The sequence below is a fragment of the Pantoea allii genome, assembly GCF_002307475.1.
Taxonomy (GTDB): domain Bacteria; phylum Pseudomonadota; class Gammaproteobacteria; order Enterobacterales; family Enterobacteriaceae; genus Pantoea; species Pantoea allii.
The window spans coordinates 169,923-184,635 of record NZ_NTMH01000030.1; the positions used below are offsets into that span (position 1 = coordinate 169,923).

The following is a 14,713-nucleotide window of genomic DNA, read 5'->3' on the forward strand; positions in this document are numbered from 1 at the left end:
ACAGCATGACAGATGTAACCGTAAAATCGCTGGCAGCAGAAATTCAGACCTCGGTCGATCGCCTGGTACAGCAGTTTGCTGATGCGGGGATCCCAAAGTCTGAAAATGATGCGGTGACCCAGCACGAGAAAGAAACCTTACTGTCTCACCTGAAGCATGGTCAGGCCGGTTCAGGCAAACTGACATTGCAGCGCAAAACGCGTAGCACCTTGAATATTCCTGGCACCGGGGGTAAAAGTAAGTCGGTGCAAATCGAAGTCCGCAAAAAGCGTACGTACGTAAAAGGCGATGCAGAGTCTGAGCAAGCTCAGGCAGAAGCAGAAGCCGAGGCGCAGCGTGAAGCGGAAGAGCAGGCGCAACGCGAGGCCGCTGAACAAGCGCGTCGTGAAGCGGAACAGAAAGCGCAACGTGAAGCCGAAGAGAAAGCCAAGCGCGAAGCCGCTGAAAAGGCTAAGCGTGCAGCAGCGGAAAATGAGAAAGTGACTAATCAACCTACCGACGAAGTGACCAAGGCCGCGCAGTCCGATAAAGCACGTCGTGAAGCCGAAGCCGCCGAACTGAAGCGTAAAGCGGAAGAAGAAGCGCGCCGTAAGCTGGAAGAGGCTGCCCGCCTCGCTGCGGAAGAAGCCCGCCGTTTAGCCGTAGAAAAAGCGGCTGAATGGGAAAAGCCTGAAGAAGAGGACAAGGGCGACTATCACGTCACCACCTCTACGCATGCCCGCCAGGCCGAAGACGAGAACGATCGTCAGGTGGAAGCCGGCCGTGCCCGCACGCGCAGTGCAAAAGCCGCGCGTCCGGTTAAAAAAGGCAACAAACATTCAGAAGCCAAAACTGACCGTGAAGAAGCGCGTGCGCAGGTTCGCGGCGGTAAAGGCGGCAAGCATCGCAAACCAAGCGCACTGCAGCAGGGCTTTAACAAGCCAGCGCAGGCGGTTAACCGTGATGTCATCATTGGCGAAACCATCACCGTTGCCGAACTGGCTAACAAAATGGCCGTCAAAGGTTCACTGGTCATCAAAGCGATGATGAAGATGGGCGCTATGGCGACCATCAATCAGGTTATCGACCAGGAAACCGCACAGCTGGTTGCCGAAGAAATGGGCCACAAAGTGACCCTTCGTCGTGAAAACGAGCTGGAAGAAGCGGTAATGGACGATCGTGATACCGATGCCGCACAGGAATCTCGTGCGCCGGTCGTGACCATCATGGGCCACGTTGACCACGGTAAAACCTCGCTGCTGGACTATATCCGCTCCACCAAAATCGCCTCTGGCGAAGCGGGCGGTATCACGCAGCACATCGGTGCCTATCACGTCGAAACTGATAACGGCATGGTAACCTTCCTGGATACTCCGGGCCACGCCGCGTTTACCGCAATGCGTGCCCGTGGTGCGCAGGCAACGGATATCGTTATCCTGGTCGTTGCTGCGGACGATGGCGTTATGCCACAGACCGTTGAAGCTATCCAGCACGCCAAAGCGGCGAAAGTGCCGGTGGTGGTTGCAGTCAACAAGTGCGATAAGCCAGAAGCCGATCCAGATCGTGTTAAAAACGAGCTGACTCAGTACGGGATCATCCCGGAAGAGTGGGGCGGCGAAAACATGTTCGTTAACGTCTCTGCGAAAGCCGGTACCGGTATTGACGATCTGTTGAACGCTATCCTGCTGCAGGCAGAAGTGCTTGAGCTGACCGCTATCCGTGAAGGTATGGCGAGCGGTGTGGTCATTGAATCGTTCCTCGACAAAGGTCGTGGTCCGGTTGCTACCGTGCTGGTACGCGAAGGTACGTTGAACAAAGGCGACATCGTTCTGTGCGGCTTCGAATACGGCCGTGTCCGTGCGATGCGTGACGAACTGGGTCGTGAAGTAATGGAAGCGGGTCCGTCTATCCCGGTTGAGATCCTTGGCCTGTCAGGTGTACCGGCAGCGGGTGATGAAGCAACCGTGGTTCGTGACGAGAAGAAAGCACGTGAAGTGGCTTTGTATCGTCAGGGCAAATTCCGTGAAGTTAAGCTGGCTCGTCAGCAGAAATCTAAGCTGGAAAACATGTTTGCGAACATGACCGAAGGCGAAGTGTCCGAACTGAACATCGTGCTCAAAGCGGACGTTCAGGGTTCTGTGGAAGCGATCTCCGACTCCCTGCTGAAACTCTCCACCGACGAAGTGAAGGTGAAGATTGTGGGTTCAGGCGTAGGTGGAATCACCGAAACCGACGCCACGCTGGCAGCAGCATCCAACGCCATCCTGCTGGGCTTCAACGTCCGTGCTGACGCCTCTGCGCGCCGCGTAGTTGATGCGGAAAGCCTGGATCTGCGTTACTACTCCGTCATCTATAACCTGATTGACGAAGTGAAAGCGGCGATGAGCGGTATGCTGGCACCAGAGTACAAACAGCAGATCATCGGTCTGGCTGAAGTGCGCGACGTGTTCAAATCACCGAAATTTGGTGCAGTGGCAGGTTGTATGGTGACGGAAGGTAACATCAAACGTCATAACCCAATCCGTGTACTGCGCGATAACGTGGTGATTTACGAAGGCGAACTGGAATCACTGCGTCGCTTTAAAGATGACGTCAACGAAGTGCGTAACGGCATGGAGTGTGGTATCGGCGTGAAGAACTATAATGACGTTCGTGTCGGCGATATGATCGAAGTCTTCGAAGTGATTGAAGTTAAACGCACCATCGCTTAAGTCCTGGCGTTGATGATGCAATTTGGGAGGCCGCTGGCCTCCCGAATTATTTGGGAGAAATAAAAAATGGCGAAAGAATTTGGCCGTCCGCAGCGTGTCTCACAAGAGCTGCAAAAAGAGGTTGCCATGATCCTGCAGCGTGAGATTAAAGATCCACGTCTTGGCATGATGGTCACCGTTTCTGGCGTTGAGGTATCACGTGACCTCGCTTACGCCAAAGTGTTTGTCACCTTCCTCAATGATAAAGATGAAGAAGCCGTACAAAATGGCCTGAAAGCGTTAAAAGAAGCCTCGGGTTATATCCGTACGCTGTTGGGTAAAGCCATGCGCCTGCGTATCGTGCCGGAGCTGACCTTCTTCTACGACAACTCGCTGGTTGAAGGCATGCGCATGTCAAACCTCGTCACCAACGTGGTGAAAAAAGACGTTGAGCGTCGTGGTCCTGAGTCCACGGACGATAACGAGGAGGCGTAATGAGTCGTCCTCGTCGTCGCGGTCGCGACGTCCATGGCGTTTTATTGCTGGATAAGCCACAAGGGATGTCATCCAATGATGTCCTGCAAAAGGTAAAGCGCATTTTTAACGCTAACCGTGCAGGACATACCGGGGCGCTCGATCCGCTGGCAACCGGCATGTTGCCTATCTGCCTGGGCGAAGCCACCAAATTTTCTCAGTATCTGCTGGACTCCGATAAGCGTTATCGCGTGATTGCCCGTCTGGGTGAGCGCACCGATACCTCGGATGCTGACGGTAACCTGGTGCAAACCCGTCCGGTGGACTTTACCCAGGCTGCGCTGGATACGGCGCTGGAGGGTTTTCGCGGTGATATCATGCAGGTGCCGTCGATGTTTTCTGCATTGAAACATCAGGGCAGAAAACTGTACGAATACGCGCGCGAAGGCATCACCATTGAGCGTGAGCCGCGTCCGATTACCGTTTATGACCTGCAGTTTATTCGCTGGCAGGGCGATGAGCTGGAACTGGAAATCCACTGTTCCAAAGGTACCTACATCCGCACCATTATTGACGATTTGGGCGAGAAGCTGGGCTGCGGTGCGCACGTCATCATGCTGCGCCGGATGCAGGTGGCACGCTATCCGTTTGAGAGAATGGTGACGCTGGAACAGTTGCAGGCGCTCCAGCACAACGCTAACGAGACGGGTGAGGATCTGGCGCAGCATCTTGATCTGCTGCTTTTGCCAATGGACAGCCCCGCGTCAGATTTCCCGGCGGTAAACGTGTCCTCTGATGTGGCCGCATACTTTAAACAGGGCCAACCGGTTCACGCCAGTCAGGCACCGGCTCAGGGCCTCGTGCGCGTCACCGAAGGTGAAGAGGGCAAATTTATCGGCATGGCAGAAATTGCCGAGGATGGCCGCATTGCTCCCCGACGTTTAGTGGTTGAGTATCAGAATTAAGTTGTGCGCTTTCCGCGTTGGGCATTTGCGTTGCCCTGAAGCGAAGAGTAGAATGGCGCGGCTTTAAAGCGGGATGCTGAATTAGAGATCGGCGCCCATACATTCATTTAACTGGAGTTTATTATGTCTCTAAGCGTAGAAGCTAAAGCAGAGATCGTTGCTAAATATGGTCGTGGTGCTAACGACAGCGGTTCAACCGAAGTTCAGGTTGCCCTGTTGACCGCGCAGATCAGCCATCTGCAGGGTCACTTCTCTGAGCACAAGAAAGACCACCACAGCCGCCGCGGTCTTCTGCGCATGGTATCTCAGCGTCGTAAGCTGCTGGACTACCTGAAGCGTAAAGACGTTGCACGCTACAGCAGCCTGATCGAAAGTCTCGGTCTGCGTCGCTAGTCTTAAAATCGGGTCGTCAGGGATGCCACTCACGTGTGCTAAAAACCCGACTGGCGATCAGATTTGTGCGAGTTTCATGAAAAGGGGGCCTTTATGGCCCCTTTTTTCGAGCAATGCGCAGCAATCCTGAGCAAACTCATGTATTGTTGTTGGGTGTGATCTTTGTTTGCAGAGGTTCGCGCGGCTAATGAGAGGCTTTTACCGCAGGGGCGGTTAAGGGTTGTCATTAGTCGCGAGGATGCAACGAGGATCGGTAATCAATGGCAGGCTCAATATAGCACTGCCCCGATGTTAAGGACTTTGATTTTGCTTAATCCGATCGTACGCAAATTCCAATATGGTCAACATACCGTCACGCTGGAAACCGGCATGATGGCTCGCCAGGCGACTGCCGCTGTTATGGTGAGCATGGACGATACCGCAGTATTTGTCACCGTGGTTGGTCAGAAAAAAGCCAAACCAGGCCAGGACTTTTTCCCACTGACCGTGAACTATCAGGAGCGTACTTACGCTGCTGGTCGTATCCCAGGCAGCTTCTTCCGTCGTGAAGGTCGTCCAAGCGAAGGCGAAACCCTGATTTCACGTCTGATCGACCGTCCTGTGCGTCCACTGTTCCCGGAAGGTTTCGTTAACGAAGTGCAGGTTATCGCCACGGTTGTGTCGGTAAACCCACAGGTTCACCCAGACATCGTTGCCATGATCGGTGCCTCTGCAGCGCTGGCGCTGTCAGGCCTTCCGTTCAACGGCCCAATCGGTGCAGCGCGCGTTGGTTATATCAATGACCAGTACGTACTGAACCCAACCGCGGATGAGCTGAAAACCTCACGTCTGGATCTGGTCGTTGCCGGTACGCAGAACGCCGTTCTGATGGTGGAATCTGAAGCAGAAATCCTGTCTGAAGAACAAATGTTGGGCGCAGTGGTGTTCGGCCACGATCAACAGCAGATTGTGATTGAAAACATCAATTCACTGGTCGCCGAAGCGGGCAAACCGCGTTGGGACTGGCAGCCAGAGCAGGCGAATACTGCACTGATTTCACGCGTTGCGGCGCTTGCCGAAACACGTATCAGCGATGCGTACCGTATCACTGACAAGCAAGAACGTTATGCTCAGGTTGGCGTCATTAAAGACGAAACCATTGCTGCGTTGCTGGCGGAAGATGAATCACTGGATGCGGCCGAAATCGGCGACATCGTTCACAGCCTGGAAAAGACGGTTGTCCGTACCCGCATTCTGAACGGCGAGCCACGTATCGATGGTCGTGAGAAAGACATGATCCGTGGTCTGGACGTGCGCACCGGCGTGCTGCCGCGTACTCACGGTTCAGCCCTGTTCACCCGTGGTGAAACGCAGGCGCTGGTTACTGCTACCCTGGGTACGACCCGCGATGCGCAGAACCTGGATGAGCTGATGGGCGAACGTACCGACAGCTTCCTGTTCCACTACAACTTCCCTCCGTACTCTGTCGGTGAGACCGGTATGGTGGGTTCGCCTAAGCGTCGTGAAATTGGTCACGGTCGTCTGGCGAAACGCGGCGTGCTGGCTGTGATGCCAAAAGCCGAAGATTTCCCGTATACCGTTCGCGTGGTTTCTGAAATCACCGAATCTAACGGTTCTTCTTCTATGGCCTCGGTCTGTGGTGCCTCTCTGGCGCTGATGGATGCAGGTGTGCCAATCAAGGCATCTGTTGCGGGTATCGCGATGGGCCTGGTAAAAGAAGACGACAAGTTTGTTGTCCTGTCCGACATCCTGGGTGACGAAGACCACCTGGGCGATATGGACTTTAAAGTCGCCGGTAGCCGTGAAGGTATCACCGCGCTGCAGATGGACATTAAAATCGAAGGCATCACCCGCGAAATCATGCAGGTTGCGCTGAACCAGGCCAAAGGTGCACGTCTGCACATTCTGGGCGTCATGGAGCAGGCTATCAGCACCCCGCGTCAGGAAATTTCTGAGTTCGCGCCACGTATTTACACCATTAAGATCAGTTCCGACAAGATCAAAGATGTGATTGGTAAAGGCGGTTCTGTGATCCGTGCGCTGACCGAAGAAACCGGTACAACCATCGAAATCGAAGATGACGGTACCGTGAAAATCGCAGCGACCGACGGTCTGAAAGCGAAAGAAGCTATTCGCCGTATCGAAGAAATCACCGCAGAAATCGAAGTGGGCCGTGTCTATAGCGGTAAAGTCACCCGCATCGTAGACTTCGGAGCCTTCGTCGCTATCGGCGGCGGTAAAGAAGGTCTGGTGCATATTTCTCAAATTGCAGACAAGCGTGTTGAGAAAGTGACTGACTATCTGCAGATGGGTCAGGAAGTGCCGGTTAAGGTGATGGAAGTCGATCGCCAGGGCCGTGTACGTCTGAGCATCAAAGAAGCGACAGAAACCAAGCCTGAAGCTGTTGCAGCTGAGAGCACACCTGACGCTGAATAAGTCTTTCCTGATTTGCCTCTCCTTGCCTGGCAGGGAGAGGCTTTTGTGTCATCGCGAGGGCGGGAATCCTTGTGCACAGCAGGCGGATAACAGGATGGTTGTCCCAATGTTTGTATTCGGGAGTGGGAAATGAAGCCTTTTTTGCGCTGGTGTTTTGTTGCGACAGCTTTGACGCTGGCAGGATGCAGCAACTCCAATTGGCGTAAGAACGAAGTTCTTGCAGTACCTTTACAGCCCACACTGCAACAGGAAGTGATTCTGGCTCGCATGGAACAAATTCTTGCCAGTCGAGCCCTTACCGATGATGAACGCGCACAGCTGTTATATGAGCGCGGAGTGTTGTATGATAGTTTGGGTCTTAGGGCATTAGCGCGGAACGATTTTTCGCAAGCGCTGTCTATAAGACCAGATATGCCAGAGGTGTTTAACTATCTTGGTATATACTTAACGCAGGCGGGCAACTTTGATGCCGCCTATGAAGCGTTTGATTCTGTACTTGAGCTTGATCCAACTTACAACTATGCGCATTTAAATCGTGGTATCGCCCTCTATTACGGTGGTCGATACAAGTTAGCGCAAGATGATCTGCTGGCGTTTTATCAAGACGATCCTAACGATCCTTTCCGCAGCTTGTGGCTCTACCTTGTCGAAAGCAAGATGGATGCAGACAAAGCGAAAGTGGCGCTCAAGCAGCGTTACGACAAAGCGGTCAAGGACCAATGGGGATGGAATATTGTCGAGTTCTACCTTGGCGACATCAGCGAAGCAACACTGATGGAACGTCTCAAGGCGGACGCAACGGATAACACCTCGCTCGCTGAACATCTCAGTGAAACCAACTTCTATTTAGGTAAGTATTACCTAAGTCTGGGGGAGAAGGACAACGCAGAAGCGTTGTTCAAACTGGCGGTCGCCAACAACGTTAATAACTTTGTTGAACACCGATACGCATTGTTGGAACTGGCGCAACTCGGCCAGGCACAAGACGATTTATCAGAATCTGACCAGCAATAGCTGACGAACTTTTTTGCCTGTAAAACCTGTCAAGTCATCATCTTCAGGGATGAAGGCTTTTCTGTTCGTCAAAACTTCTAATTTGAGCCGGTTCACACTTTTTGATGAAAATGACTGAAAGTTTTCACGACGAGTTATGTAGACTGGCCGCCGCAATCAACGAGGCACGTGTACTACATGACTGATATTCAAACCACTTTTGCTGACCTTGGCCTGAACGCCGAACTCCTTGAATCACTGAATGGCATGGGCTATGTAAAGCCATCCCCAATCCAGGCTGAGTGTATTCCTCACCTGCTGGCGGGCCGTGACGTGTTAGGTATGGCGCAGACCGGGAGTGGTAAAACCGCAGCGTTCTCGCTGCCGCTGTTACATAACATCGACCCAACTGTTAAAGCACCGCAAATTTTGGTGCTGGCACCGACCCGCGAACTGGCGGTGCAGGTTGCTGAAGCTGTTACCGAATTCTCTAAACATATGCGCGGTCTGAACGTGGTTGCCCTTTACGGTGGCCAGCGTTATGACGTGCAGCTGCGCGCACTGCGCCAGGGACCACAGGTTGTCGTGGGTACGCCAGGCCGCCTGCTGGACCACCTGAAACGTGGCACCTTAGATTTGTCTAACCTGCGTGGTCTGGTTCTGGACGAAGCAGATGAAATGTTACGCATGGGCTTCATCGAAGACGTTGAAACTATCATGGCGCAGATCCCAGAAGGTCATCAGACCGCACTGTTCTCTGCCACTATGCCAGAAGCGATTCGTCGTATTACCAAGCGTTTCATGAAAGATCCGCAGGAAGTTCGCATCCAGTCAAGCCTGACAACGCGCCCGGATATCAGCCAGAGCTACTGGACTGCCCACGGCCGTAAAACTGATGCGCTGGTTCGCTTCCTTGAAGCAGAAGACTTTGATGCGGCAATCATCTTCGTACGTACTAAAAATGCAACGCTGGAAGTCGCAGAAGCGCTGGAGCGTAGCGGTTACAACAGTGCGGCACTGAATGGCGATATGAACCAGGCACTGCGTGAGCAGACGCTGGAGCGCCTGAAAGATGGTCGTCTGGATATCCTGATTGCTACCGACGTTGCGGCCCGTGGCCTGGACGTTGAGCGTATCAGCCTGGTTGTTAACTACGATATTCCGATGGACTCAGAATCATACGTTCACCGTATCGGCCGTACCGGTCGTGCAGGTCGTGCCGGTCGCGCACTGCTGTTCGTAGAGAACCGCGAGCGTCGTCTGCTGCGTAATATCGAACGCACCATGAAGCTGACTATTCCAGAAGTTGAGCTGCCAAATGCAGAACTGCTGGGTCAGCGTCGTCTGGCTAAGTTTGCTGCGAAAGTTCAACAGCAACTGGAAAGCAGCGATCTGGAGCAGTACCGTGCGCTGCTGGCTAAGATGCAGCCTGAAGAAGAGCTGGATATCGAAACCCTGGCTGCGGCTCTGCTGAAAATGGCACAGGGTGAGCGTCCGCTGATCGTTCCTGCTGATGCACCACGTCCAGCGCGTCGTGAATTCCGTGAGCGTGACGATCGTCGTGAGAGCCGTGATTCACGTGAAGCACGTGGCCCACGCGAAAACCGTGAGGGCGGCGACCGTCCACGTCGCGAGCGTCGTGACGTTGGCGATATGCAGCTGTACCGTATTGAAGTGGGCCGTGATGACGGTGTTGAAGTTCGTCATATCGTGGGCGCTATTGCTAACGAAGGCGATATCAGCAGCCGTTACATCGGTAACATCAAACTGTTCGGTACGCACTCCACCATCGAGCTGCCGAAAGGCATGCCTGGCGATGTGCTGCAGCACTTTACCCGTACGCGTATTCTGAACAAGCCGATGAATATGCAGTTACTGGGTGATGCTCAGCCGCATGAAGGTGGCCGTGGCGAACGTCGTCCGGGTGCCGGTGCTGGCGAGCGTCGTGGCGGTGCTGCGCGTCCTGAAGGTCAGGGCCCGCGTCGCTTCTCTTCTGAGCGCCGTGAAGGCGGTCGTGATGGTGCACGCCCTTTCAATCGTGAAGGCGGTCGTGGTCCACGTCGTGAAGACGGTGCTGCTGCACCACGTCGTCGTGACGCGTAAGCGAGCTTATTCGGTGTAATAAAAAGGGAAGCCTGCGGGCTTCCCTTTTTTTTGTCTTGTCGTTGACCCATCACAGGATCACCGCCGCTGGCTACAGGCTGCTGGCAGCTTCCATGGCCAGCTTAAACGAATGCAGGCGCGCTTCGGTGTCGTAAATTTGCCCGTTAACCATCACCTCATTTGCCTGAGTTTCACGCAGCAGTGAAGCCAGACCATGCCGTACCTTATCCACATCGCCAACCAGAGACATGCTCAGCGCCTGCTGCACGCCATACTGTTCAGACGGCGACCACAGACTGTCCATATTCTGTACCGGTGCAGGCAGCGGACCCGGTTTACCACGACGCAGATTAATAAATTGCTGCTGCATAGAGGTAAACAGAAAACGCGCTTCACTTTCGGTGTCAGCGGCAACAATGTTTATGCACACCGTGGCGTAGGGCTCGGCAAGGCGCGCGGAAGGCTTGAAGTTCTCACGATAGACGTGCAGGGCCTGGAACAGCTGGTCCGGCGCAAAGTGTGAGGCAAAGGCAAACGGCAGTCCCATTTTGGCCGAGAGCTGAGCGCTATAAAGGCTGGAACCTAACAGCCACACCGGAATTTTCATTCCTAAGCCGGGAACCGGCTGCACCGGCGGCTGCGCGCCCGCTTCCGCATCAAACCAGTCGATCAGCTCGGCAACATCGTCCGGAAAGGTATCGGCATGAATGCCCGACAGATGACGACGCAGTGCCAGCATCGTGCGCTGGTCCGAACCCGGTGCACGGCCTAATCCCAGATCGATACGATCGGGATACAGCGAAGCCAGGGTACCAAACTGCTCTGCAATCATCAGCGGTGAGTGATTAGGCAACATAATGCCACCAGAACCCAGACGTAGCGTGGTGGTGTTGGCGGCCAGATAGCCAATCAGCACGGCGGTGGCCGCACTGGCAATGCCAGTCATATTGTGGTGCTCGGCGAGCCAGTAACGTTCAAACCCCAGTTTTTCTGCCTGACGCGCCAACGCGAGTGAATTATGGAAAGCATCACGTGGCGTCGCGCCCTGCGGAACAGGGGCAAGATCCAGAACGGAAAGGCGAACGTTTTTTTTATCAGACATGGGTACTCCAGAGTGTATAGCGCAGGTGTCAGACCCTGCACCATCAAGTATTGCGTAACATCCGCCATATTAAAACTTTTTACACTCTCAGTATGTTGCCTGTATGTGCCTTTCAGTCGGTGGTCAGTAAAACCATCCCCGCCAGCTTGCGCCAGTAGCCGTTACAATCCCGATTTTTCTCCAGATCCAGCGGTGCCTGGCCTTCCTCGTTTTGGCGAAACCGGTCAATAAGACTTAAGGTTTGCGTGTCCTGAGGCGACAGCCGCACGATATCCACCCAGTTGCGCATGCCAACCAGATCGTTCCCCAGGTTATAGCAGTAACCGCTCATGGTCTGGATACCGTTTAAGACGAAGACCTGCTGTTGCTCCTGCGACAGGACCTGGCGTCCGTTAGGGTAATGAATGCAGCAGGTTTCGCAGTCATCTTTGGCGCGATTCTCCGAGCGAGCCGTAAAGCAGCGAGCCGACAGCGCCAGCGGCAGATGGCCATAGCCCAGCACTTCCACCTCGAACTGCTGGCGTATGCCTTTGGTTTCGCACTGCTGTAGCAGTTGCACCAGCCAGTCGCGTGGCATTTCAACCGGCAAACACCAGCGCGTCATTCCCTCTTTCACCAAAAGCTGCAGCGTATCGGCGTTATACACATTCAGCGTGGGGCCCGCGACAAAGGGCAGCTTGCGTTCGGCTGCCATGTTGACGGTGCCAACGTCGTTGGCCTCAATAATAAACTCGCCATTTTCAACGTAGCGCTGCAGCTCTTTGAGCTCAGAAGGGGATTGCAGCAAAGCCAGCGTACTGATGACCACCTGCTTACCACTGGCTGACAGCTCACGCGCCAGGCTCATCCAGGCAGTAAAGGGCGTCGCACGCCGCTTGCTGCAGACCGTTTCCCCAAGATAGATGATATCGGCGCTGCTGCTGGCGGCGAGTTGATAAAAGTGTTCCAGCGTGGCGGTTGGCCAGTACCACAGCACTGGCCCAAGGGCGTATTTCATGGGTTTTCCTTACTGCCAGTCACGATGATAAGCGCCTAACGTGGTTTGCGAGCCCTCTGACAGCGCGCCGAGCGTCTGCATCCACTGCTGCGCCACGTCAAAGTTATCCGGCTCGGCTTTACAACGATCGATCGCCTGACGCCAGACGCGGGCTACATCGGAAACATAGGCAGGGCTGCGCTGGCGCCCCTCGATTTTCACCGAGGCAATGCCTGCCCGTAGCAACTCTGGCAACAGTTCAAGCGTGTTAAGACTGGTGGGTTCTTCCAGCACATGGTAGCGCTGGTCGTCGACCTGGTAGCGGCCTTTGCACAGCGTGGGATAGCCCGCGCTTTCCTCCGCGTCATAACGATCGATCAGCACCTCATTGAGACGTGCCTCCATGCCGGCTGGCGTCTGTTGCCAGCGCACAAACTTCGCGGGTGAGCAGGCACCTTTACTGTTCGGGGATTCACCCGTTAGCCAGGAGGAGAGATAGCAGCGGCCCTCCGCCATGATACACAGGCTGCCAAAGGCAAAGACCTCCAGCGGAACAGGGGTACTGCGCGCCAGCTGTTTTACCTGATGAATCGACAAAACGCGCGGCAGCACCACACGGTGCAAATGAAAATGGCGATGGTAAAAACGAATGGCTTCAAGGTTAGTGGCGGAAGCCTGTACTGACAGATGGCGTTCAACATGTGGATAGCGTGCGGTGGCATATTCCAGCGTCGCCATATCGGCCAGAATCAGCGCGTCCGCGCCGCTGTCAGCCGCCACGTCAATGGCCCGCTGCCAGCGATGCATGCCATCGGGATGCGCAAAGGTATTGATCGCCACGTGCAGCTTACGACGATGCTGATGGAGATAATGTGCCGCCTCAAGCAGCTTCTTATCAGTAAAGTTTAACCCGGCGAAGTGACGCGCATTGGTGTCATCTTTCAGCCCGACATAAACCGCATCGGCACCATTCTCAACGGCGGTTCGTATTGCAGGCAGGTTCCCGGCCGGACACAGCAACTCCATACTCAATCCTCTCGACATGCAGATGGAGCACGAGTCTAGTCATGGCGCTTCGGGGAAATGTTGATTTGGGGCAGTGAAACCGTCATTGATGAGATAGCCTGGCATTTTTTTAACCCTTCAGCGGCGGGTTTTATTGATCTCACCAGCGGCGAGAACCGCTGTCTGTGGCAATATAGCTAAAATTTTTTTGACGGGAGTGCAAAGCGTGTTCCAGCGGTTATCTGCCAGTTTAGTGAAAAATGGCCCTAAAATCCTCAGCTTACCTGCAACATTCGCCCCATTCACGTTGAAGCAGCGGCTCTTGCAACAACTCTTAAACTGGCAATTTCGTCATGTTTTAGCCGAAGGTGAGTTAGACTTCCTTCAGGGACGCTTTTTGGGTATTGAGATTAGCGATGTTAATCTCACGTGGATCACCACGCTGGAAGGCGGTCGACTGAGGGTGTTGCAGAATGCCGAAGCAGATGTCTGGTTCCGGGGCAACGCCAATGATTTGTTGCTGGTAGCAGCACGCAAAGCGGATCCAGATATGCTTTTCTTTCAGCGCCGACTGCTGATTGAAGGGGATACGGAACTGGGACTGGAGGTTAAGAACGTAATGGATGCAATTGAACTCGACACCATGCCCAAGGGGTTACGTACCGCCATTCAGCAGATGGCTGCAATCGTGGAGACAACAATGCAACAGGACGCGAAAGCCGCACAGGCACGCGCGGGTGGCTCATGTTAATACGCACAGAAATTGGCGTGGATGCCGCCGGTATCGATGCATTACTGCGACGTTGCTTTCCCACTTCAGCTGAAGCTGAGCTCACTCAGGCCCTGCGCGAAGACGGCCTGTTAACGTTGGGCGTGGTCGCGACTGACGATGAAGGTCAGGTGCTGGGTTATGCCGCGTTTAGCCCGGTTACCATGCAGGGCGAAGATCGCAATTGGGTCGGGCTGGCCCCGCTGGCCGTGGATGAAAGCCTGCGTGGACAGGGCATCGCGAAACAACTGGTTTATGAAGGCCTGGATACGCTGAATGAGTTTGGCTACAGTGCGGTTGTGGTGCTGGGCGACCCCGCACTGTATCACCATCTGGGCTTCGAACCTGCGGCCCGGCACGGTTTGCACTGCCGCTGGCCGGGCAGCGAAGCGGCCTTCCAGGTTTATCGTCTGGCGGACAACGCGTTTGACGGCGCTGAAGGACGTATTGAGTATTCCGCGCCCTTTAATCAGCTGAGCTAAGCCACGCTTCAAGACGAGTCGGTTGCTCGGCAACCAGCTGCAGTTTTCGTTGACGGGTCAGCTGCTTAACCTGATATTCCAGCACGGAAGCCTGCGCGCGGTCACCCGCCGCGCAGGCATAAACCAGCGTTAACGGGCCTTTACCGCGCAAGGCTCGGGCACCGCGACCCTGCTCATGCTGCCCAAGGCGGCGCGTGACGTCAGTCGTGATGCCGGTATACAGGCTGCCTGCGGCTGTTTGTATCAGGTAAAGTTGCCAGTGCTGACCCATAATCTGTCCCAGAAATGCCTGCCCGGCAGTGTACCGTGCTTCCTTGCGGTGCGCTATCCATCGCCCTGACCCGGA

Annotated in this window: 14 protein-coding genes; 10 read left to right on the forward strand and 4 right to left on the reverse strand. The window is 54.6% G+C overall.

What is annotated here, in order from left to right; all coding sequences use genetic code 11:
* Window positions 1-5: 5 nt before the first annotated feature.
* The 8 genes from infB (at window position 6) to CMR03_RS10365 (ending at window position 10,033) form a co-directional block, all read left to right on the forward strand.
* Window positions 6-2,690 (forward strand): translation initiation factor IF-2, encoded by a 2,685-nt coding sequence (gene infB / locus CMR03_RS10335; RefSeq protein ID WP_096011463.1) that lies wholly within the window; start codon window positions 6-8, stop codon window positions 2,688-2,690.
* A gap of 66 nt (window positions 2,691-2,756) precedes the next feature.
* Window positions 2,757-3,164: a 30S ribosome-binding factor RbfA gene (rbfA, locus tag CMR03_RS10340; protein ID WP_063878160.1), complete on the forward strand. Its 408-nt coding sequence runs from the start codon at window positions 2,757-2,759 to the stop codon at window positions 3,162-3,164.
* Complete coding sequence (gene truB / locus CMR03_RS10345; RefSeq protein ID WP_096011464.1) at window positions 3,164-4,108, forward strand: tRNA pseudouridine(55) synthase TruB; 945 nt, start codon at window positions 3,164-3,166, stop codon at window positions 4,106-4,108. Before rbfA ends, truB begins: the two co-directional genes overlap by 1 nt.
* A 123-nt stretch (window positions 4,109-4,231) precedes the next feature.
* Window positions 4,232-4,501: a 30S ribosomal protein S15 gene (rpsO, locus tag CMR03_RS10350; protein WP_006121766.1), complete on the forward strand. Its 270-nt coding sequence runs from the start codon at window positions 4,232-4,234 to the stop codon at window positions 4,499-4,501.
* 306 nt (window positions 4,502-4,807) lie between these two features.
* The gene (pnp, locus tag CMR03_RS10355; RefSeq protein ID WP_096011465.1) at window positions 4,808-6,937 is read left to right on the forward strand and encodes a polyribonucleotide nucleotidyltransferase; all 2,130 of its coding nucleotides are present in this window, start codon (window positions 4,808-4,810) and stop codon (window positions 6,935-6,937) included.
* A 129-nt stretch (window positions 6,938-7,066) separates the two neighbouring features.
* Window positions 7,067-7,951, forward strand: a complete 885-nt coding sequence (gene nlpI / locus CMR03_RS10360; protein ID WP_063878163.1) for a lipoprotein NlpI — start codon at window positions 7,067-7,069, stop codon at window positions 7,949-7,951.
* 110 nt (window positions 7,952-8,061) lie between these two features.
* Entirely contained in the window at window positions 8,062-8,136 is a 75-nt protein-coding gene (gene yrbN, locus CMR03_RS25860) for a protein YrbN (protein WP_226374622.1), read from the forward strand.
* Window positions 8,129-10,033 (forward strand): DEAD/DEAH family ATP-dependent RNA helicase, encoded by a 1,905-nt coding sequence (locus CMR03_RS10365; RefSeq protein ID WP_063878164.1) that lies wholly within the window; start codon window positions 8,129-8,131, stop codon window positions 10,031-10,033. Before yrbN ends, CMR03_RS10365 begins: the two co-directional genes overlap by 8 nt.
* A 91-nt stretch (window positions 10,034-10,124) precedes the next feature.
* Here the strand turns inward: CMR03_RS10365 and CMR03_RS10370 are convergent, their stop codons facing one another.
* From CMR03_RS10370 to ubiU, 3 genes are all read right to left on the reverse strand, one after another.
* Window positions 10,125-11,135, reverse strand: coding sequence for a luciferase-like monooxygenase (locus CMR03_RS10370; RefSeq protein WP_063878165.1), 1,011 nt, complete (start codon window positions 11,133-11,135; stop codon window positions 10,125-10,127).
* A gap of 112 nt (window positions 11,136-11,247) precedes the next feature.
* Window positions 11,248-12,132 (reverse strand): U32 family peptidase, encoded by an 885-nt coding sequence (locus tag CMR03_RS10375; RefSeq protein ID WP_096011466.1) that lies wholly within the window; start codon window positions 12,130-12,132, stop codon window positions 11,248-11,250.
* A 9-nt stretch (window positions 12,133-12,141) separates the two neighbouring features.
* The gene (gene ubiU / locus CMR03_RS10380) at window positions 12,142-13,137 is read right to left on the reverse strand and encodes a ubiquinone anaerobic biosynthesis protein UbiU (protein ID WP_096011467.1); all 996 of its coding nucleotides are present in this window, start codon (window positions 13,135-13,137) and stop codon (window positions 12,142-12,144) included.
* 205 nt (window positions 13,138-13,342) lie between these two features.
* Between ubiU and ubiT the strand changes: the two genes are divergently transcribed.
* Window positions 13,343-13,867, forward strand: a complete 525-nt coding sequence (gene ubiT / locus CMR03_RS10385) for a ubiquinone anaerobic biosynthesis accessory factor UbiT (protein WP_096011468.1) — start codon at window positions 13,343-13,345, stop codon at window positions 13,865-13,867.
* Window positions 13,861-14,367, forward strand: coding sequence for a GNAT family N-acetyltransferase (locus tag CMR03_RS10390; protein ID WP_063878169.1), 507 nt, complete (start codon window positions 13,861-13,863; stop codon window positions 14,365-14,367). Before ubiT ends, CMR03_RS10390 begins: the two co-directional genes overlap by 7 nt.
* Here CMR03_RS10390 and CMR03_RS10395 read toward each other — a convergent pair.
* Window positions 14,351-14,638 (reverse strand): GIY-YIG nuclease family protein, encoded by a 288-nt coding sequence (locus tag CMR03_RS10395; RefSeq protein WP_096011469.1) that lies wholly within the window; start codon window positions 14,636-14,638, stop codon window positions 14,351-14,353. The two genes, CMR03_RS10390 and CMR03_RS10395, sit on opposite strands and share 17 nt — an antisense overlap.
* Window positions 14,639-14,713 lie beyond the last annotated feature (75 nt).